Raw genomic sequence first — 22,055 nt, forward strand, 5'->3', positions numbered from 1 at the left:
AAGCTGCTAAAGTGATAAGTGCTAAAGTTGAAGTCATGCGTTTCATAATAAGTATCCTTCTGGACTGAAAACTAAAATCTGAAATTGATGTTTAAACTAAGCGCTTAAGCTTGTTCAAACTCTTCTTTTGACAGCTCACCGTTACCATCGGTATCTAGCTTGTCGAAGTGTTTGCTAAGCTCTGCATCCACTGCTGCTTCTTGCTTGCTGATAGCGCCATTGCCGTCTGCATCTAAAGTAGAGAAATCTGCTGCAAACGCTGCGCTTGAAGCTGCTAAAGTGATAAGTGCTAAAGTTGAAGTCATGCGTTTCATAATCAATATCCTTCTTTACTTGTTGAAATCTGTATCAGTAACGTTCTGTGCTAATTGCTACTGCGTTTTAAACTCACCCTGACTATTACAAGTCCGGTGCCAACATTAAAAAAGCATTATTTATCATGTAGATATATGTAAATCAGGGGAATTAAGAGCCGTTACACTATGTTTTTCTGTTGCTCTTTTGCGACATAGTTCAGGCTTAAAAGATAATATCTATATTTTTCAAGAGGTTATTTTGCAACTTCTCACCTTGAATTCAGCCAATTACCTGCCTGGATTGAGCTGAAGGTGACTTTTAACTGAATGAAAGTGTAATGCCATCATTCTCATAAATTATTTTTTATGTTTATTTTCATAAAATTCAGCAACTTAAAACTTAAATGACTATTTGTAAGGGGATTTTGATTGAGCCCCGACTGCACACCAAGCGTTGTGTTGCTTTTTAGCAACAACGCATCTTTGGTTCAGTAAAGAGATGGAATTTAGAACAAAAAGAAATACAGAAGAGATAAAAAACAATTGAGTGCCTACGCTAGGTATCCACGCCTCAACGCCACTCAACGAGTGACGTTAAGTCACTGCCACGAGATAGAAAAGGGAGAGCATGGTGGCAGGAATTAATCCTGAAGCGACGCCCGGCTCAGGCATCCACGCCTTCGCGTTCGGCCCTCAACGAGTGACGTTAAGTCACTGTCACGCGATAGAAAAGGGATAGCATGGTGGCAGGAATTAATCCTGAAGCGACGCCCGGCTCAGGCATCCACGCCTTCGCGTTCGGCCCTCAACGAGTGACGTTAAGTCACTGTCACGCGATAGAAAAGGGATAGCATAGTGGCCGGAATTCATCCTGAAGCGACGCCCGGCTCAGGCATCCACGCCTTCGCGTTCGGCCCTCAACGAGTGACGTTAAGTCACTCGCAGTCGCAAGCGACCGTGCCTCACCCACGCCAGAATGTTGGGGTAAACAGCACGAGGAGAGTAAATATCTCTAACCGGCCAAAGACCATTGCCAATGTCAGGATCCACTTTGCGCTATCACTAATGTCACCATAGTGAGCGGCTACTTCACCCAAGCCTGGACCCAGGTTATTAAGGCAGGCGGCGGTCGCCGAGAAGGCAGTGATATTATCTAGCCCCGTCCCCATCAGGCTGATCATAATAATTACAAACACCAAGGCATAGGCAGAGAAAAAGCCCCATACCGCCTCTACAACCTTATCTGGTAGGGCTTTACGACCTAGCTTAATCGAATAGATGGCGCGCGGGTGGACCAAACGGTTAAGCTCTCGGATACCTTGTAAGTAAAGTAAAAACACCCTCACTACTTTCATTCCCCCGCCTGTGGAGCCCGCACAACCACCAATAAAACTGGAAAAGATCAGCAGCATGGGTAGAAACAGCGGCCAAGCGGAGAAGTTATCGGTCGCAAAACCGGCGGTGGTACTGATGGAAACGGCCTGAAACATCGCTTGGTCGAGAGTTTCATCACCATTAGCGTAAATGTTATTAGAGGAAAGCACTGCGAAACAGATAATGATGAGCGCCACTTGAATCAGAAAAAACGCTTTAAACTCAGGGTCGCGCAAATAAACTTTGCCACTACGACTGGCCACAGCTGCATAGTGCAGTGAAAAGTTGATTGCCGCAATTAGTAAAAACACCACACAGATCAGGTTAATCACGGGGCTATCAAAGTGCCCCATCGACGCATCATAGGTAGAGAAACCACCAATGGCTATGGTTGAAAAGGCATGACAAATCGCATCAAACCAATTCATTCCCGCAATCCAATAAGCCAGCGTGCAAGTTAAGGTAAGCGACACATAGATATACCACAGGTGTTTTGCCGTATCGGCAATTCGTGGTGTCATTTTTGAATCTTTCACCGGCCCTGGCGTCTCAGCACGGTACAGCTGCATCCCACCCACGCCAAGCATAGGGAGCACGGCAACGGCAAGTACGATGATCCCCATACCGCCCAGCCATTGTAATTGCTGACGATAGAAAAGCACCGACTTAGGTAAATATTCTATGCCTGTAAGTACAGTCGCACCGGTAGTGGTCAGCCCAGAAAACGCCTCAAATACGGCGTCTGCCATTGATAACTTGGGTGCATCTAGAAAAATCAGCGGTAAAGATGCGAACGAGCCCAGCACCAGCCAAAACAACACCACAATTAAAAAGCCTTCCCGAGCCTTTAAATCTCCATGTTCATTACGGTTGGGGTAGTAGGCAATTAAGCCAGCAATGACGCTAAAGACAAAAGCGAGAATAAAAGGTAAGCCGCCACCGTCTTTGTATATTAGCGAGACCAAGGCTGGCGGCACCATAGTGATGCTGAATAACGCCACCAGCTGGCCCAGTATTTTTATTATCGTGCGGTATTGCATCTAGCGCATCGCCGTGACTTTTGTTTGCATGTTATTGTCTTACTGTTTTATTTTTAACTCAACAGTACCGTGGCTTAAATCAAAGATATCTTTTATCGCTGCATGGCTTTGGCGCTCATCAATACATATCTGCCAACGAATGGCGCTATCGTATTGCTTCTCAATATCAAGGACTTGATAGTGAGTTTGCAACCTTTGCTCTATGACTCCCTGTAGAGCATAGTCACTGTCGCCAATGAGTACCACACTAGGCACCTTAACCTGGGTAACTAGTTGCGCCAGCGCGTTATTAAGCGTACCGCCATAGGCACGAACCAACCCACCGGTCCCAAGCTTAATACCACCGAAGTAACGCGTTGTCACAGCACAAATTTCGCCAAGGCCACTGCCTTGGAGTACATTCAGCATTGGTTTTCCAGCAGTCCCATTGGGCTCGCCATCATCGGAAAAGCCATACACATGGCTGCCTCCTGGAGCCCCTGCTACATGAGCCCAGCAGTTATGGCGGGCATCGGGGTAACGGCGATTGATATCGGCGATAAAGTCCTTTGCCGCACTAATATCCGGCGTGTGCGCCACATGCACAATAAAAGTGCTCTTTTTGATTTCTTCTTCGTAACTTAAGGGCTCACTAGGGTAAGAGTATTCAGACATAACGGCAGGATCATTGATAGCAAACTGCGGGGCACTTAGGCCCCGCAGTGAATGGGTGGTTAATCGAGCTCTAGCTCGCGAGTCATATTCTCAAGGTTGTCTTCGTGAACAATGATATTGTCCTCAATACGAATACCACCGAAAGGCTTAAGCTCTGCGACCTTGTCCCAATTAATATGCTGATTATTATCTGTCGCTGCTAAATCACCAAGCAAGGAATCGATAAAGTACAATCCAGGTTCAATGGTAAATACTTGATTCACTTCAATCTTACGCGTGCAACGCAGGAACGGGTGACCTTCAGGCGGCTCTTGGTGTGCGCCCTGCTCGTCAGCCATAAAACCACCCACATCATGTACTTGTAAACCAATATGATGGCCTAAACCATGTGGGAAGAATGTTGAAGTAATGCCTTTGGCAACAATTTCATCGGCCGATAAGTTGACGATGTTAAAGTCACTCAGTGTTTGCGCCACACGTTGGTGACAGTCAAGGTGTAACTCACCATACAACTTGCCAGGCGCTAACTGGTTACATAGTGCAATTTGATGCTGCTTCATAGTGGCAACAAGCTCAGCAAATTCCCCTTCACCAGTAAAGTCATAGGTTCGAGTAATATCGGCTGCGTAGCCATTGAAGTTCGCACCAGCATCAATCAAAAAAGAACGATGGCTAGCAGGAGCAACACGATCAAAGTGCGTGTAGTGCAAAATGGCGCAGTTTTCGTTTAGCGCCACAATGTTGCCGTAAGGCGTGTCATTTTCGCTGTGTTGGGTCGCTAAAAGATAGGCTTGTTGAATTTCAAATTCAGACTTGCCTTGGAAAAACGCATCTCGCGCAGCTTTGTGACCTTGTACAGCGATTTTATTCGCCTCACGCATACAAGCAAGTTCGTACTGCGTTTTGTAGGCACGGTGGTAATGATAAAAGTTCATTACCGGCTCTGGATTCATCAGCTCAAAACCCAAAGCTTGAGCGACTTCCAAGTATTCGCCAATATATGCAAATCGTGCCTTATCATAGGGTAGTAACTTTTCTACCTGATCCGGTTTCACTAGCAGTTCAATATCAAAGTAGTCAGCCCAATACTCATTCGGCTCATCGGGGACCTTGTGCCAAAAGTCCACAGGGCGATAGAAAATCAACTTTGGCTTATCAGTGCCATTCGCGACAATCCAACAGTGTGGATTATCGATCACTGGCAACCAGGCCTTAAATTGTGGATTCACCTTAAACGGGTAGTACATATCGTCTAAGAACTGGCGCTTCGCCTGGCCAGAATGGAAAACAACACCGTCTAGGTTTTCGCGTTCGATAATTTCGCGCGTGCGCTTTTGCAAGGTTGCAATATGTTCAGCGTATAACACCGCTAATTTATTCATGTATCACCCACTTTGCTAAATATTATTAACTGCAGTCTATCACAGCCGCCAGCTGTGCGGCTAACCACCTATGCGCATATCAAGAATAGACGCTAGGATGTTTTCATTTTTGCCTTGTTTAGTAAGGTATACTTGCCGATAAGCAAATACATTTTTGACATAGTCGCGCGTTTCCCGATACGGGATCAATTCAATCCACAGCTCCGCAGGCATAGCTTGATCCGGTAACCATTTACGTACACGGTGATAACCCGCATTGTAAGACGCTGTTGCTAGCACTTGGTTGCCATTAGTTTTACCCTCTAAGTACTTTAGGTACTTGGTGCCCAAATTGATATTGGTACTGGGCTCGTACAAACGCCGTGAAGACACGGTACTACGATTAATATACTTCGCGGTGCTAGGAAGAAGCTGCATTAAGCCACGCGCATTGGCCCGAGAGCGGGCATCCGGAGCAAAAGAGCTCTCACGCCGAGCAATAGCAATACTCCAATCCATATCCACCTTGTTGCGGCGGCTATAGCGCTTAAATAAGTCGGTGAATGCATCGGGGAAGCGTAAATCCACGTAATCCCAAGCCTTTATACGCGCTAATGTAAAGATGGTACTGTCATGCCAGCCTTGTTCACCGGCTAATACCGAAGCCGCTAGTTTCTCCGCTTCACTTGAAGTGTCTATTAGGTAATTCCATTCCCTGCGCGCGCTGGTGTAGCGCTTCAGTTCATGCAAACGTTTGGCGCGTTTGAAGCCTGGCGCCTGAGCCACCTTTTCCTTCAACCCAGGCGGCAACATCAACTGTTTACTATTGAGGTTAACCGGTTGGTCCAAGCGTGCGGCGGCAAGAAAGCCATAATAATCTCGTTGTTGTGCCAGCGGCAGCCATATATCTTGAGCCTCTTGTGCCCGCCCTTGACGAAAATAGCTGTATGCAAGCCAGTATTTATGGCCATTGCTGAGATTGGTTTTATTAGTGAAGTATGCTGATATCCCTGGCCAATCTTGCTCTCTGAGCATATTCGCCAGATGCCACTGCATGAGCTTTTTATCATGGCCCGCATCGGGCACTTTATTTAACCAAAACTTCGCTTCATCATGCTGTTTTACCGCTAATGCATAAGCAAAGGCATAGTTAATTTCCTGACGTTGCTCATCGGTAAAAGTGAACATGTTATCGAGTTTGGTCCATGCTCGAATCGCTAGTTCCGGATCTCGCCATACCAAACGCTTAACGCCATAATGGGCAATTTCCGCTTCTTTGCTGCTTTTGTTTTTGAATCGGTACAAACCTGCTGCAGCACTGGGGTCTTTGCGCACCGCAGAATATAAATCCGCTAAATAACGCTCATTTTTCGGTAGCAATGTTTTCAGGTAGCGCAGCAAGTGGTGTTCGCCCTCTCGTGCTGCCAGCCCTACCCGTTGCCATACCCGTTGTGGGGTTTGCATCCCAGCATCACGCCACTTAGCGAACAAGGAATCACACTGTTTCGGTTGAGATTGTCCAACCACCCAGAGATCAGCAACTTGCGCTAATATTGCTCGCTCAGGGGCACCTAGTTGCAATTGAAAATCTAGGTACTGGCACTTTAACTGCGCATCGCTTGTCGGTTGATAGTTAGCAACAAAGTCGGCTTTTCGTCCTCTTTTAGCTAAGTAGTTAAGCCAGGCTCGACGCACCGGCCACTCGAGGGGAGTATTTTGGTACACGCTTAAAAAGCGCTCTATTTCTGTTTGATATTTTAACTGCGGATGGCGTTTATAAAAGGCCATCTCGACATAAGGCTTAAGGGGGTGATCGAGTTGGCTATTGAGGCGCTTAAACTCTTTATAGTTGCCTGACCAGGCCACCTTTTCCGCCTCTAAAAAATCGTCATTGTCACTGGCTAAAGAAGCACTGGAGGCGTGCAGTAGGGATGCAGCCAGTAACACATGTATAAATCGTTTCATGATAATCCTACGTTTTATCGCGCGAAACACAGGTAACGGAATAACACTAAAAATGCTCAAAAAGGCACGTTACCATTATTGGTTCAGCGAACCATCTTAACTGTACTACATTAATGGATGAGTTTTGACCTTTAGTAACCGCATCTATACGTGTTTTGGTCGCATCTCGTATCAGCGTTAATTTTTAACCGAATGTAAATTTTAGCCGGAAATTTTCATTGCATTTTCGGATTAAAGACGCGACACTGATCGAAAACCCAACTCATCGTACCAGTTTCACATGAAACAAAGGGAGATACCCATGATATTTCAGAGCGATTCCTTTGTAGTCTCTTTTATAAAGGACCAAATTGCTGAGTTTAAGTTCACTGTACCTGGTTCAGTGAATAAACTATCTCAACAAACCTTAAACGACTGCTTAGAGGCCATCAAAGAATTACGTCAACGTGACGACATTAAAGGCATGGTATTTACCAGCGATAAAGATCACTTCATCGTTGGTGCTGATATTTTTGAATTCCTACCCACTTTCCAAAGACCAGAGCAAGAGCTTGTAAGCTGGATTAAAAACGCAACCGATGTGTTTGATGCTTTAGAAGACTTACCTTTCCCTACTATCAGTGCCATCAATGGTATGGCTCTTGGCGGTGGCTGTGAGTGGGTTCTGGCGACTGATTTCCGTGTTGGTAGCAGCAAAGCTAAAATCGGTTTACCTGAGACCAAACTGGGTATTATGCCCGGCTTTGGTGGCACCGTGCGTTTACCTCGTATCATCGGTGCAGACAATGCCATGACTTGGATCACTACGGGTCAGGAAAACCGCGCCAATGATGCACTAAAAGTAGGTGCACTTGATGCTGTGGTTGCTGATGACGTACTTGTTGATGCATGTATCAATATGCTGGAGCAAGCCATTGCGGGTAAGCTTGATTGGCAAAAGCGCCGCGCAACAAAACAAGCGCCATTGAAGATGAATAAGGTGGAGCAAGGCATGAGCTTTGCCATGGCCGAAGGCATGGTTATGGGCAAAACTAAAGGCCACTACCCAGCGCCAGTGCTTGCAGTGAAAACCATTAAAGAAGCCGCAAATATGAGTCGCGACGAAGCCATGGCAGTAGAAAATGCCAACTTCGCCAAGCTGGCTAAAACCAATGAAGCGGCTGCGCTAACCGGTATTTTCTTGAACGATCAGTTCATTAAAGGCAAAGCTAAAAAGCAAGCCAAGGGTAGTAGTGTCACCATCAACCAAGCTGCGGTACTAGGTGCAGGCATTATGGGCGGCGGTATTGCTTACCAGTCAGCCTACAAAGGCACACCTATTGTCATGAAAGACATTAACCAAGATGCTCTCGACTTAGGTATGGGCGAGGCAGCAAAGCTACTTGGTAAAAAAGTAAAACGCGGCCATATGAACATGGATAAGATGGTCGGCGTACTAGGAAAAATCAAACCGACTCTCAACGATGCGGATGTGCAAAGTGCTGATATCGTAGTTGAAGCCGTGGTTGAGAATCCGAAGGTGAAAAAAGCGGTATTAAGCGACCTTGAGAAAACCTTAGGTGACAATGCTGTACTAACATCAAATACGTCGACTATTCGTATTGATGAACTTGCCACAGCGCTAGAGAAACCTGAAAAATTCTGCGGTATGCACTTTTTCAACCCCGTTCCAAAGATGCCTTTGGTAGAAGTGATTCGTGGCGAGAAAACCTCAGAAGATACCGTTAACGCTGTAGTCGACTATGCCCTTAAGCTAGGTAAGTCGCCCATCGTTGTGAATGACTGCCCTGGGTTTTTCGTAAACCGTGTGCTATTCCCCTACTTTGCTGGCTTCAGCAAAATGGTCAGCGAAGGAATCAGCTTCGCAAAAATCGATAAAGTCATGGAAAATGTCTTTGGTTGGCCAATGGGGCCCGCCTACCTACTAGACGTGGTGGGTATTGATACCGCCTTCCATTGCACTGGCGTGATGGCTGAAGGCTTCCCTGAGCGTATGGCTCGCCAAGAGAAAGATCCAGTCGCCGTGTTTGCAGAAGCTAAACGCTATGGTCAGAAAAATGGCAAAGGCTTCTACAGCTATGCTCCTGATCGCCGTGGCCGTTTGAAGAAGAGCCATGATGACGAGGCATTAAAGTTACTATCAACGCTGAGCGACAGTGAGAAAGACGTTGATAAGCAGGAAATGATCGACCGCTGTATGGTACCGATGATCAACGAAGTACTGCTTTGCCTACAAGAAAACATCATTGCTTCACCACAAGAAGCAGACATGGCGTTGGTATATGGTATTGGCTTCCCGCCGTTCAGAGGCGGTGTATTCCGCTATTTAGACCAAGTCGGCCTGGCTAGATTTGTAGCAACTGCCGATAAGTACGCACACCTTGGTGCGATTTACCAAGTATCTGACCAAACACGTCAATGGGCCGAGCAAGGCCGCGTGTTTTATCAAGTGGAGGGACAATAATCATGAATAATGTTGTCATCGTTGATTGTATTCGTACACCTATGGGCCGCTCAAAAAATGGCGTATTCCGCCACAAGCGTGCTGAGGACCTTAGTGCCCACTTGATGAAAGGCCTATTAGAGCGCAACCCTGCTGTGGATCCTGCGTCAATAGACGACATCTATTGGGGTTGCGTACAGCAAACCTTAGAACAAGGCTTTAACGTCGGCCGTAACGCCGCACTGTTGGCGGGTATTCCACACACAGTGCCAGCAGTCACTGTAAACCGATTATGCGGCTCATCAATGCAAGCGTTGCATGATGCGGCACGCGCAATTATGACCGGTGCCGGCGACACATACCTTATCGGGGGTGTGGAGCATATGGGCCATGTACCAATGACCCATGGTAATGATTTCCACCCAGGGCTCGCTACTTCTGTAGCTCAAGCCGCAGGTGTGATGGGACTAACAGCTGAATATCTTGCCACCTTGCACGGTATTAGCCGCGAGCAACAGGACCAGTTCGGCGCTCGCTCACACCAACGCGCTCATGCAGCCACAATAGAGGGTCGCTTTAAAAGCGAGATCCTACCGATGGAAGGCCATGATGAAAGTGGTGCATTGACCTTGGTTGAAGATGATGAAGTTATTCGTCCAGAAACCACCGTCGAGGGTTTATCTCAGCTTCGTCCTGTATTTAACCCGGCCTCGGGTAGCGTCACTGCAGGCACATCTTCAGCGTTGTCTGACGGTGCTTCTGCCATGTTGGTTATGAGTGAAGACAAAGCTAAAGAGCTAGGCTTGCCAATTCGTGCTCGTGTTAAGTCAATGGCGGTCGCCGGCTGCGATCCATCAATTATGGGTTATGGTCCGGTCCCTGCGACTAAGAAGGCATTGGCGCAGGCAGGCATCAGCATTGATGATATTGACGTTGCTGAGCTTAATGAAGCATTCGCAGCGCAGTCTTTACCAGTGCTTAAAGACTTAGGTCTACTGGATAAGGTCGATGAAAAAGTGAATCTAAATGGCGGTGCAATTGCACTTGGGCATCCATTGGGTTGCTCTGGTTCACGGATCAGCACCACGCTTATCAATATTATGGAAGATAAGGACGCTAAATACGGCCTTGCAACCATGTGTATTGGTTTAGGCCAAGGTATTGCTACGGTGTTCGAACGTCCATAGCCACATCAGCTTGGTGACAAAAAGGCGGGTTAAGCATTATTGCTCCCGCCTTTTTTCTTATCTAAAGTTTGGGTAAACTAGCGCTTTTATTCTAAGGCAACGACACCAATGAACTTTGACCAAGCTGACCATGTTCTTGACGCCATGGGCCTACGTTGCCCCGAACCGGTGATGATGGTGCGCGGCACCGTGCGCAAAATGCGCCAAGGCGAGACCCTGCTAATCACCGCTGATGACCCTTCAACGACTCGTGATATTCCCAGTTTTTGTCGTTTTATGGACCACACCTTGGTGGCCCAGAAAACCGAGCAAGCCCCGTATCAGTATTTGATCAGAAAAGGCCAGTAGGCCTTATTCAAACACTTGATTGACTGTTACCAAGGGCTTTTTAAAGCGAGAGAAATTGATAGACACTTTGTACCAACCTTTCTCCTCTGGCGTAAAGCTAAAATAGTTGTATACGCTGTTGCAGTCTGCCTGAACTGGTAGGCCAAGCTCTAACGTTTTATCAAGCCCTTCGTCAAGATAACCGCAATTATAACCAGCACTCCATTGAGCATCGGCTATTTTGAACTCATAGGCCTTCCCCGGCGTAGAGAAGCGAATTTTGGTCTCATAGATGGCTGGCGCCACTCGTTGCATTTGATACTCTGGCTGTGCATCCCACAACGAGAAATCACCACGCAAGAATAACGGCTTTTTCACTTCCTCAGCAGGCACGATATCATCGATAGTCACTGAGCTTGAGCAAGCCCCCAATAGTAAGGCTGAAACGAGTAACGGAATTTGCTTTGTCATTATTATTTGTTTCCACTTTAAGCGCACTTTTCTCCAGTCTAAGAAATTAGTGCAAAGGCTTCAATAAAAAAGCCAGCTTAATGCTGGCTTTTACTATCACTATGAAAAATACTCACTATTTCTGTAAAACAGAAATGTCAGCAACTTGCAGAAACAGCGATTGTAATTGTGACAATAGCGCCAAGCGATTGTTCTTAACGGCATCATCGTCAGCCATCACCATTACGTTATCGAAAAAGGCATCAACACTTTGACGTATATTCGCCAATTCACTTAATGCCTGCTGATAATCGCCCTGTTCGTACAATGGCGATAACTTCGCTTGATAGGCCGCTACTTGCTCAGCCAAAGTCTGCTCGGCAGGCTCTTGAAGTAACGCTTTATCAATGGCACCGACTTCCTTGATGCCATTTTTGCTGAGGATATTACCCACTCGTTTATTTGCCGCTGCCAGCGCTTCTGCAGGCTCTAAGCTACGGAAATGGCTTACCGCCTTTACACGCAGGTCGAAATCAAGGGGTTTAGAAGGTCGACGCGCCAGCACAGCCTGGATTACATCAACGGCAATACCCTGCTCTTGATACCAAGTACGGAAACGCCCTAGGAGGAAATCAAATACATCCTCAGCGACATTACTGTTACTGAGCTTATCAGCAAACAGTTGCTGTGCTTTGGCGATAATATCAAGCACATCTAAAGGTAGTTGCTTCTCTACCATGATCCGAAGCGCACCAATTGCTGCACGACGCAGGGCAAATGGGTCCTTGTCACCTTTCGGAGCTTGGCCGATACCAAAAATACCCACTAAGGTGTCGAACTTATCTGCCAGAGCCACAGCACAAGCGATAGTGCTATGTGGTAATTCATCCCCAGAGAAACGCGGCATATATTGCTCGTTCATGGCATTGGCGACATCTTCATGCTCACCGTCATGACGTGCATAATGCATCCCCATCACGCCTTGAACATCAGTGAACTCCATCACCATCTCTGTCATTAGGTCGGTTTTACTTAACAAACCGGCCCGCTCTGCTAAAGCTTTATCGGCACTCAATTGCTCTGCAATGTAGCCTGATAGCGCGCTAATTCGCTCTGATTTATCTTTCAAGGTACCTAGTTGTTTTTGGAACAACACGGAATCAAGAGACGCTAAGCGGCTTTCCAATGTTTTCTTTTTATCTGCCTCATAAAAGAACTGTGCATCAGCCAAACGTGGGCGCACTACTTTCTCATTTCCAGAGATCACTACACTTGGGTCTTTACTCTCAATATTGGAAACAAATAAGAATTTATTAATCAGCTTGCCATTGCTATCGAGCAGTGGGAAGTATTTTTGGTCGTCTTTCATGGTGTAGATCAGTGCTTCATCTGGCACATCCAAGAACTCTTCTTCAAAAGAGGCGGTTAACGTCACCGGCCATTCAACCAGCGAGGTCACTTCCTCTAACAGTTCTTCATCCATCGCAACCTGGGCACCCACTTTTGCTGCAGCGGCATCAATTTGATTACGGATCATCGCTTTGCGCGCCTCGTAATCCGCGACAACGTAGGCTTCCTGCAGCTTAACTAGCGCCTCATCGGCGTGATGAATCGCGACTTTCTCTGGGTGATGGAAGCGATGCCCCTGAAGCTCGTTACCGATCGCTTTACCAAGAATTTCACCTTGAACTAAGCTTGCACCGTAGAAAATGGTCGCGGTGTGTACCGGGCGAATAAACTGAGTCTTGTTAGCTCCCCAACGCATAGGTTTAGGGATAGGTAGTTTAGTTAATGCCTTAGCTACGGCGTCTACAATCAGCTCTTGTACCGCCTGACCAGGAACATTGGCCTTGTGTAGTAACCACTCGCCTTTATCGGTGATATGGCGCTCCGCATCGCTGACTTCAATACCACAGCCACGAGCCCAACCCAATGCCGCTTTGGTTGGGTTGCCATCGGCGTCAAACGCAGCTTTGACTGCTGGGCCACGCTTCTCGACCACTTTGTCTTGTTGTTTTTCGTCCAGTTGCAACACCATCAACCCCAACCGGCGAGGCGATGCATACCACTGCACACCTTGGTGCCCGAGAGTAAGCTCGTCCAGTTGTGCGGTTAATGCATCAGCAAAGGCTTCTGCAAGTGTGCGCAGTGATTTCGGTGGTAACTCTTCAGTACCAATTTCAACTAAAAGATTCTGTTGTAACATAGGTATTCTTAATCCTTACACAGCGGGAATCCGAGCGCTTCACGCGCCGCGTAGTAACTTTCTGCACAGGCTTTAGATAAGGCTCTAACGCGCAGAATATAACGTTGTCTCTCTGTCACTGAGATAGCGTGACGTGCATCGAGAAGGTTGAATGCGTGCGATGCCTTCATCACTTGCTCATAAGCTGGTAATGGCAACTCTGCTTCTATGAGTTTTTGGCTTTCCTTTTCGCACTGGTCGAATTGCTTAAATAGCGCATCAACGTCGGCATGTTCGAAATTGTATTTCGACTGCTCTACTTCGTTTTGGTGGAAAACATCACCATAGGTCACTTTGCCCATCGGGCCGTCAGCCCACACGAGGTCGTAAATACTGTCCACACCTTGAATATACATGGCTAAACGCTCTAGACCATAGGTGATTTCGCCGGTTACTGGCGCGCACTCAAGCCCCCCTACTTGCTGGAAATAGGTGAACTGCGTGACTTCCATGCCATTTAGCCACACTTCCCATCCTAATCCCCAAGCACCCAGAGTTGGCGATTCCCAGTTGTCTTCAACAAAACGGACTTCATGCTTAAGTGTGTCAATTCCCAATGCAGCGAGTGAGCCCAAGTATAGGTCTTGGATATTGTCCGGAGACGGCTTTAAAACTACCTGAAATTGATAGTAATGCTGTAGGCGGTTAGGGTTTTCACCATAGCGGCCATCGGTAGGACGGCGACAAGGCTGCACATACGCACTCGACATTGGCTCTGGGCCAACGGCTTTTAAAAAGGTGAGTGGATGAAACGTGCCTGCGCCCACTTCTAGATCAAAAGGCTGTGCAATAACACAGCCCTGCTGTGCCCAGTAATCCTGTAACGCTAGGATAAGGCCTTGAAAGGTTTGTAAGTCGTATTTTTGCATAATGAGGTTAGATTCTGCTGCTTTGAGTGCGGTTTTATTGCTCACAGTATACCTGCTGCCACGCTGTGTTTTAAGCAGTTTCTTTTACAGTGGCTCTGTAGCTAACAGCCCCTTCCTTTCACATTCATAATCTATTCATTTAAACATCACTGAATTATTTCTTCTCACCTAGTTCATTATTCGTATTTTTAATTCTTCTTTATTGCATTATCAGCAAAGCAGTCTGTCTTTGTTAAATTAGTATTAACCACGCTTTAACCAATAAAATATAACTAAGATAGGATTTGAAATGAAAAAGACACTTTTAGCCACAGCGGTATTCGCTGCATCCACCGGTATAGCCACTGCACAAAGCGCCCCTAGTTTTACTGGCATGGCGGCACAGATGGAGATCGATAATACCTGTATTATCCGTTTTAATGACTCGGTTTCTCGCTTCGATGTCGAAGGTAAAGCACGCGGTATGTTGACTAAGGCACAAGCTCAAGCCAAGCACCTATATAAAAATGCGATCAAAGGTATGGCTGTTAATATGAGCTGCGCTAAAGCGAAAACGGTATTTGCAAACGAGGCCGATGTGATGCGCTTCACCGAAGATGGCATTGCCTATGCCTCACCAGCAAAAAAAGGTAAGCCCGGTGGCGGCGGCAGTCAATCTCAACAAACGCCTTGGAGCGTCACGCGTGTTGGAGGTCCAGTGGATGGTTCCGGCTATACCGCTTGGGTACTCGATACCGGTATTGACTTAGACCATGCTGATCTCAACGTTGATGCTAACCGTGGCTTTACCGCTTTTTCTAAAGGGCGTGACGCAGACATGGATGATGGCAATGGTCATGGTACTCATGTCGCCGGCACTATCGCTGCTCTTAATAACGGTATCGATGTCGTTGGTGTTGCAGCAGGTGCTGATGTGGTCCCTGTAAAAGTACTCGATTCTCGCGGTTCTGGCAGCTGGTCTGGGGTACTAGCAGGTATTGATCATGTCGCCGCTAATGCCTCATCAGGCGACTGTGCAAATATGAGTTTAGGCGGAGGCTTCAATCAGGAACTTAACGATGCGGTCGAAAATGCTGCACAACAATCGGGAGCCTTTTTTGTAGTGGCCGCAGGCAATGAAAGCCAAGATGCCAATAATGTCTCTCCAGCGAGCGCCTCCCATAACCGGGTTTATACTATTTCAGCAACAGATAGCAGCGACCGCTTTGCTAGTTTCAGTAACTTTGGCAACCCACCTATCGATTATGCCGCACCTGGAGTCGGTATTCTTTCCACACGCCAAGGGGGTGGCACTACCACAATGTCTGGCACATCAATGGCTTCACCAGCGGCGTGCGCGGTGATCATGATGAGCAATGGTAATCCAGGCACAGACGGATCGGCGTTGAGTGATCCAGATGGCAATGCCGATGATATTATCCATCTTTAATATTAAGTATTAAATCAAAAAAAGCCCTTACATGTTTGTGTAAGGGCTTTTAGTTATACGTTATTAGGCTTTATTTCTACACATCTAGATTCACAACACGAAGTGCGTTTTGCTCGATAAAGTCACGGCGCGGCTCTACTTGGTCACCCATTAGAGTTGCAAACAATTGGTCTGCCGCTATAGCGTCCTCAATGGTCACTTTAAGCATACGGCGAGCACTAGGATCCATCGTCGTTTCCCACAGCTGTTCAGGGTTCATCTCACCCAGTCCTTTGTAGCGCTGGGTGTATAGGCCACGCTTAGAATCGGCAATTAACCACTCTAGTGCTTCAACAAAGCTGCTCACTGGCTGCGTTTTCTCCCCGCGTTGAACATAAGCGCCTTCTTGCATCAGGTCTGTGATTTTCTCACCTGTAACACTAATACGCTGATAGTCTTTGGAGGTTAAGAAATCGTGGTTCAGTACATAGACTTTATCAACCCCGTGCTGACGAATATTGATCAGCGGATAATAGAGTTTACGCTCTTCGTCGAATTGCGTGTGTGCGCTGAAAATAGCCGCATCTTCATCTTTAGCAATTAAATCTTCTACCAGTGTTTTCGTCCATGCTAACACCTTCTCTTCATTATCAAGCTCAGACTCACTAATACGAGGTTGGTAGATTAAGCTGTTCATCATTGAAGATGGGTACTTTCTCGCTAAACGTTCAATGACTTTTTCGGTGCTCTGATAATCGCGAACTAGATTCTCTAGCGCGTTATCTTGAATAGCACTTGCTCCCTCACTGGTATACAGTGCGGCACCGTTTAGTGCGAGAGAAGTTAAGTACTCAACGAGTGCATTATCATCTTTGATATACCGCTCTTGCTTACCTTTTTTAATTTTGTACAGCGGTGGCTGAGCAATATAGACATAACCACGCTCAATGATTTCTGGCATTTGACGATAAAAGAAAGTCAGTAGCAGAGTACGGATGTGCGAGCCATCTACGTCAGCATCGGTCATGATAATAATACGATGATAGCGAAGTTTTTCAGGGTCGTATTCATCACGGCCAATACCACAACCTAACGCCGTAATGAGCGTAGCCACCTCTTGTGAGCTAAGCATTTTATCAAAACGGGCTTTTTCAACGTTTAGGATTTTACCCTTAAGTGGCAAGATAGCTTGGTTTTTACGATTGCGTCCCTGCTTCGCAGAGCCACCCGCTGAGTCACCCTCCACTATGTAAAGTTCAGACTCCGCAGGGTCTTTCTCTTGGCAATCAGCTAGCTTACCAGGTAGGCCGGCTAAATCCATGGCTCCTTTACGACGCGTCATTTCACGCGCTTTACGCGCTGCTTCACGCGCACGTGCGGCGTCAATTATTTTACTGACAACGACTTTTGCATCACTTGGGTTCTCAAGTAAGAACTCACCTAACTTTTCAGCCATCGCTTGCTCAACAGCAGATTTCACTTCGCTGGAAACAAGTTTATCTTTGGTTTGCGATGAGAACTTTGGATCTGGCACTTTAACGCTAACAACTGCGGTTAGACCTTCACGGGCATCATCGCCACTGGTCGACGCATTGGCTTTTTTGTTAAGGCCTTCTTTTTCCATATAACCATTCAATGTACGGGTGAGCGCTGCACGGAAACCGGCTAAGTGCGTTCCACCATCACGTTGAGGAATATTATTGGTAAAGCAGAAAATACTTTCTTGGAAGCCATCGTTCCACTGCATCGATACTTCAACGCTGATGCCATCTTCACGCTCATGGGTGAAGTGGAAAACATTTTGATGAACTGGTGTTTTCTTGCGGTTCAAGTATTCAACGAAAGCTTGTATACCACCTTCATATTTAAAGTGGTCACGCTTATCTTCCTCGCGCTCATCGGTCAAAATGATAGATACGCCAGAGTTCAGAAATGATAATTCCCGTAAGCGTTTAGCTAAAATATCGTAATGGAAGTTAATATCGCTGAATGTTTCTGAGCTCGGCCAGAAGCGAATTTCTGTGCCTGAGGTTTCCGAATCACCAATTACAGAAAGCGGCGCATCAGGCTCACCCATGGTGTAGGTTTGCTTATGTAATTTACCTTCGCGGCGAATTTCCAGTGCCAGCTTTTCTGATAATGCGTTAACGACCGAAACACCTACACCATGCAGACCACCGGATACCTTGTATGAGTTATCATCAAATTTACCACCGGCGTGTAGTACGGTCATGATAACCTCAGCCGCTGAGACTCCTTCCTCTTCATGGATTTCAGTTGGGATACCACGACCATTGTCGCGAACTGATACTGAGCCATCGGTGTGGATAGTTACGAAGATGTCGTCACAGTACCCTGCTAGTGCCTCATCGATTGAGTTATCGACGACTTCGAAAACCATATGGTGTAAACCGGTGCCATCATCGGTATCACCAATGTACATTCCTGGCCGTTTTCGTACTGCATCTAATCCTTTCAGTACTTTAATACTTGATGAATCGTAATTTTCAGACATGGTGTTTCCATTTATCTTGTTATTAGTTTGCCATGTTTCACGTGGAACAAAGCTTCAGTTCTATCCAAAGCTTCTAACACGGCAGAGACACTTTCGGACTCAATTGTCGTTATAAATATTTGCGCTTGGCAATGGGATAATAATTGGCCCACCTTGCGCTTTGTATCTTCACTGAGCTCCGAGGGTAAGTCGTCTATTAGCAACAGTGACTGCTTCCCGGTCTCTTTTTCAATTAAGCTATTTTGCGCTACTTTAAGCGCATATAAAAGCAGTTTTAGCTGTCCTCTTGAAAAGACATGCTCTGCTGCACCCATATCGGTTTTTATCGTTATATCCGCCTTATGGGGCCCTCTCGATGTATATCCACGTGCAAGGTCGCGTTCGAGGTTTTCTGACAGTACATCAGCGAGTGAATCTGACTGTTTCCACCCGCAATGGAACTCGATTTTCAGGCCTTGCATCAATTCAAGTTCAGCACACAGTCTATCAAAAAAATGCGCTTTAAACCTCTCAATATAAGATTCTCTTAGCGCCGTAATATGCTGTGCCAAACGCACAAATTCTTTATCCCATACAGCAAGTTGAAGCTTGATATCCCGGGGCCTTTGCTTGAGTAAAGCATTACGTTGTTTATGTATGCGGTTAAAGTTTTGCCAAGCATTTAAAAACTCATGTTCCACGTGGAACACACCCAAATCAATAAATGCCCGTCGCTCCTTCGGTCCACCAAAGAAGAAGGAGTAACTTTCAGGTGTGATGACTTGCACAGGCAATACCTGAGCTAAGTCTGATATACGTCGGCTTGCTTTTCCCTGAATACGGACTTGGGTCTCGCCCTGTACATTTTTACTTATCCCCATTGGGATGGTGAGATTATTACTGTACTTTTTTGCGTGCAGAGTAAATTTTTGCGCCCCATGACGAATCACGTTGCGATACTTATTGGTACGAAAAGAACGTCCATGGGAAAGGAAGTATATGGCTTCGAGAAAACTAGTCTTGCCGCTGCCATTCTCCCCGTAGATGATATTTATGTCTTGGGGAGATAAAGAAACAGCCTCAACATTTCGAAAATCATTGAGGCTGAGAGAAGTAATGCTCATTATCTATAGACGCATAGGCATAACAACGTAGAGCGCTTCACTGTCACCTGTCGCTTCCATCAGCGCACTACTATTCGAATCGGCAAGCGTAATTGTAACGTCTTCAGTTTTTACCGTGTTTAGAACATCCAGCAAATAAGAAACATTAAAACCGATTTCTAACTCATCACCTTGATACATAACCTCAACAACTTCTTCGGCCTGTTCTTGCTCTGGGTTATTGGCACTGACTTTTAATAAGCCATTACTTAAGTTTAAGCGCACACCACGAAACTTTTCGTTAGACAAAATAGACACTCGGTGCAGAGCATTGCGTAGCCACTCCCGATTTGCAGTAATAATCTTATCACCCCCACGAGGTAAAACGCGGCGATAATCAGGAAAGCGCCCATCAACTAATTTACTAGTAAATGTAAACTCTGCATCGCTAATTCGAATATGATTGGCACCAAACTGAATAGTCACAGGATTATCATCTGCCGGCATTAACCGCATGATTTCTTGCACGCCCTTGCGTGGCACTATAAGTTGGCGCTGCGAATTAAGCGATTGAGGTAACTTTTTAAACGCTAATGCGAGGCGGTGGCCATCGGTGGCAACGGTTTTTATTTCATCATTCTCTAATTCAAATGACATACCATTAAGGTAATAACGAACATCCTGATTCGCCATGGAAAAGTGGGTGTTCTCGAGTAGCTTTCTCAGTTCCATACGGCTTAGCTGAAACTCAACCTCACCATCCCACTGTTCTAAATTAGGAAAGTCTTCGGCCGCCAACGACAATAGCGCAAAGCGGCTTTTACCACTGGTCAGTACCACCTGATGCTCTTGCGAGTTTAAGTTGATGTCACTGCCATCAGGCAAGCTTTTACAGATATCTAAGAGCTTTTTAGCTGGCAAAGTAATCTTAGTATCGGCAGTGGGCTCCTCCAAAGTGACCGAGGCAACAAGCTCTATCTCAAGGTCTGTCCCAGTCATATAAAGTTGACCATCACGCACCTCTAGCAATACGTTTGAAAGAATTGGCAGGGTATGTTTTCTCTCAATAGCACCAGACACTTGCATGAGTGGTTTTAAAAACTGATCTCTAGCGATAGTAATTTGCATAAGGCTGACCTTAAGATGACAAAGTTCTTATTAGATTTTGATAGTCTTCTTTCACTTCGTGATTTTCTTCACGCAGTGATTTAACCTTGCGGCATGCATGCAGCACGGTTGTGTGATCACGCCCACCAAAGGCATCGCCTATTTCTGGCAGGCTGTGATTGGTTAATTCTTTAGATAGCGCCATGGCCACTTGTCGTGGACGAGCTACAGAGCGGCTGCGGCGTTTAGATAGTAAATCTGATACGCGAATTCGATAATACTCTGCCACTGTGCGTTGAATATTATCGATAGTCACCAACTTATCTTGCAAAGCGAGTAGATCGCGCAAGGCTTCTTTAACAAAGTCGATTGAAATTGGTCGCCCAGTAAAGTTTGCGTTAGCGATGACCCGATTAAGTGCGCCTTCCAATTCGCGCACATTTGAGCGCAGTTTCTTGGCAATAAAGAAGGCCACTTCATGGGGTAAATTAATCTTACTTTGCTGCGCTTTTTTCATCAAAATAGCCACCCGAGTTTCTAACTCCGGTGGCTCAATCGCAATAGTTAAGCCCCAGCCAAAACGTGATTTAAGACGGTCTTCAACGCCTTCTATTTCTTTTGGGTATCTATCAGAAGTCAGAATAATTTGCTGATTACCTTCTAACAGCGCATTAAAGGTATGAAAGAACTCTTCTTGAGAGCGCTCTTTATTAGCAAAAAACTGAATGTCATCAATAAGTAAGGCATCAACACTGCGGTAATAGCGCTTGAACTCTTCAATGGCATTATTTTGCAGAGCTTTGACCATATCTTGCACGAAGCGCTCGGAATGCATATAAACGATTTTAGCGTTTTCTTTTTTAGCTAAAATACCGTTACCCACCGCGTGCAATAAGTGCGTCTTACCCAAGCCTGTACCACCATAAATGAAGACAGGGTTAAATGCCGAACCTGGGTTATCCGCCACCTGTGTCGCTGCTGCTTTAGCTAATTGGTTTGACTTACCTTCAACAAAATTGTCAAAGGTATAATTTTCTTTGATATTCGATTTGTACTGTGACTTGGGTGCCGGTTCTACTGCGGCAGGTGCCTGCGCACTTTGGGTGACCGCTGGAGCGCTGCTAGCACTCGCTGCCTGGGTATTATTCGTATTACTACTGGGGGCGGGCGTGTTACCGTTGAGTATCGGTTTGCTGCCCACGTCAAAGCGCAATTCGGGAGCTTCGTCACCACAAATTTCAACTAATAGTTCATTGATCCGGTTCAGGTACTTTTCGCGAACCCAATCAAGCACAAAACGGTTAGGCGCATAAATAGTTAAAGTGTCGTCTGTACTTTCAGCTTGGAGCGGGCGCACCCACATACTAAATTGTTGCGACGGTAGTTCATCCTGCAACACATATAAACAACTTTGCCAAACTGACAGATACACAGTGTACTCCCGAAATTAGGTTTGTATTATTGATACCCGTACATCACGGGTGAAGGTTGTCGTTGCTTGTCTTCCCTGAATCTGCGCCTTGGTGCGATCCGGCTGTCCATTATGACGCCTATTTATCCACAACTTCAATATTGATTTTTTTAGAAATTATGCTCCCGGCGCAAAATTTACGTAAGACACTGTTTTTATTTAATATAAATTTTAAAAATAGAAGTTAGCCAGGCCATTAATTAGGGTTTGATCGTATTCAATTTTTAAGATCAATTCAGGTTATTAAGTGGATTTATGCAC

The 22,055-nt window shown here is 46.1% G+C and carries 16 protein-coding genes; 4 read left to right on the forward strand and 12 right to left on the reverse strand.

The window, feature by feature from the left end; all coding sequences use genetic code 11:
- Positions 1 to 104 precede the first annotated feature (104 nt).
- The 5 genes from W04_RS11955 to W04_RS11975 all read right to left on the reverse strand — a co-directional run bounded on the left by W04_RS11955 (position 105) and on the right by W04_RS11975 (position 6,690).
- Positions 105 to 314, reverse strand: coding sequence for an EF-hand domain-containing protein (locus W04_RS11955; RefSeq protein WP_022946908.1), 210 nt, complete (start codon positions 312 to 314; stop codon positions 105 to 107).
- Positions 315 to 1,258: 944 nt separating this feature from the next.
- On the reverse strand, positions 1,259 to 2,710 hold the full coding sequence (locus tag W04_RS11960) for a TrkH family potassium uptake protein (RefSeq protein WP_053910992.1): 1,452 nt from the start codon (positions 2,708 to 2,710) through the stop codon (positions 1,259 to 1,261).
- 39 nt (positions 2,711 to 2,749) lie between these two features.
- Entirely contained in the window at positions 2,750 to 3,364 is a 615-nt protein-coding gene (locus W04_RS11965) for a YigZ family protein (RefSeq protein WP_053910993.1), read from the reverse strand.
- Positions 3,365 to 3,423: 59 nt separating this feature from the next.
- Complete coding sequence (pepQ, locus tag W04_RS11970; protein WP_053910994.1) at positions 3,424 to 4,746, reverse strand: Xaa-Pro dipeptidase; 1,323 nt, start codon at positions 4,744 to 4,746, stop codon at positions 3,424 to 3,426.
- A 60-nt stretch (positions 4,747 to 4,806) separates the two neighbouring features.
- Positions 4,807 to 6,690: a transglycosylase SLT domain-containing protein gene (locus tag W04_RS11975; RefSeq protein WP_053910995.1), complete on the reverse strand. Its 1,884-nt coding sequence runs from the start codon at positions 6,688 to 6,690 to the stop codon at positions 4,807 to 4,809.
- A 301-nt stretch (positions 6,691 to 6,991) separates the two neighbouring features.
- On the opposite strand from W04_RS11975, the gene fadB reads away from it, so the two are divergent.
- The 3 genes from fadB to tusA all read left to right on the forward strand — a co-directional run bounded on the left by fadB (position 6,992) and on the right by tusA (position 10,668).
- Positions 6,992 to 9,154 (forward strand): fatty acid oxidation complex subunit alpha FadB, encoded by a 2,163-nt coding sequence (gene fadB, locus W04_RS11980; protein ID WP_053910996.1) that lies wholly within the window; start codon positions 6,992 to 6,994, stop codon positions 9,152 to 9,154.
- A 2-nt stretch (positions 9,155 to 9,156) separates the two neighbouring features.
- Positions 9,157 to 10,320: an acetyl-CoA C-acyltransferase FadA gene (gene fadA, locus W04_RS11985; RefSeq protein WP_053910997.1), complete on the forward strand. Its 1,164-nt coding sequence runs from the start codon at positions 9,157 to 9,159 to the stop codon at positions 10,318 to 10,320.
- A 108-nt stretch (positions 10,321 to 10,428) separates the two neighbouring features.
- Positions 10,429 to 10,668 carry a sulfurtransferase TusA gene (tusA, locus tag W04_RS11990; RefSeq protein ID WP_022944865.1) on the forward strand — a complete coding sequence of 80 codons (240 nt, stop codon included), beginning with the start codon at positions 10,429 to 10,431 and terminating at the stop codon, positions 10,666 to 10,668.
- A 3-nt stretch (positions 10,669 to 10,671) separates the two neighbouring features.
- On the opposite strand, the gene W04_RS11995 is transcribed toward tusA, so the two are convergent.
- The 3 genes from W04_RS11995 to glyQ all read right to left on the reverse strand — a co-directional run bounded on the left by W04_RS11995 (position 10,672) and on the right by glyQ (position 14,211).
- Positions 10,672 to 11,124: a hypothetical protein gene (locus W04_RS11995; RefSeq protein ID WP_053911106.1), complete on the reverse strand. Its 453-nt coding sequence runs from the start codon at positions 11,122 to 11,124 to the stop codon at positions 10,672 to 10,674.
- A gap of 109 nt (positions 11,125 to 11,233) precedes the next feature.
- Entirely contained in the window at positions 11,234 to 13,303 is a 2,070-nt protein-coding gene (gene glyS, locus W04_RS12000) for a glycine--tRNA ligase subunit beta (RefSeq protein WP_053910998.1), read from the reverse strand.
- Positions 13,304 to 13,311: 8 nt separating this feature from the next.
- Entirely contained in the window at positions 13,312 to 14,211 is a 900-nt protein-coding gene (glyQ, locus tag W04_RS12005; protein WP_026111100.1) for a glycine--tRNA ligase subunit alpha, read from the reverse strand.
- A 289-nt stretch (positions 14,212 to 14,500) separates the two neighbouring features.
- Between glyQ and W04_RS12010 the strand changes: the two genes are divergently transcribed.
- Entirely contained in the window at positions 14,501 to 15,640 is a 1,140-nt protein-coding gene (locus W04_RS12010; protein WP_053910999.1) for a S8 family serine peptidase, read from the forward strand.
- Positions 15,641 to 15,716: 76 nt separating this feature from the next.
- On the opposite strand, the gene gyrB is transcribed toward W04_RS12010, so the two are convergent.
- From gyrB to dnaA, 4 genes are read right to left on the reverse strand one after another with little or no spacing between them, the layout of a single operon-like run.
- Entirely contained in the window at positions 15,717 to 18,134 is a 2,418-nt protein-coding gene (gyrB, locus tag W04_RS12015; RefSeq protein WP_022944870.1) for a DNA topoisomerase (ATP-hydrolyzing) subunit B, read from the reverse strand.
- Positions 18,135 to 18,145: 11 nt separating this feature from the next.
- A complete protein-coding gene (recF, locus tag W04_RS12020) occupies positions 18,146 to 19,237 on the reverse strand; it encodes a DNA replication/repair protein RecF (RefSeq protein ID WP_053911000.1) in 1,092 nt (363 codons plus the stop codon).
- Between the two features lie 3 nt (positions 19,238 to 19,240).
- Positions 19,241 to 20,344, reverse strand: a complete 1,104-nt coding sequence (gene dnaN, locus W04_RS12025) for a DNA polymerase III subunit beta (protein WP_053911001.1) — start codon at positions 20,342 to 20,344, stop codon at positions 19,241 to 19,243.
- Positions 20,345 to 20,354: 10 nt separating this feature from the next.
- Positions 20,355 to 21,755, reverse strand: a complete 1,401-nt coding sequence (gene dnaA, locus W04_RS12030; RefSeq protein WP_026111101.1) for a chromosomal replication initiator protein DnaA — start codon at positions 21,753 to 21,755, stop codon at positions 20,355 to 20,357.
- Positions 21,756 to 22,055 lie beyond the last annotated feature (300 nt).

It is taken from the genome of Pseudoalteromonas sp. SW0106-04, from assembly GCF_001293805.1.
Lineage (GTDB): Bacteria > Pseudomonadota > Gammaproteobacteria > Enterobacterales > Alteromonadaceae > Pseudoalteromonas > Pseudoalteromonas ruthenica.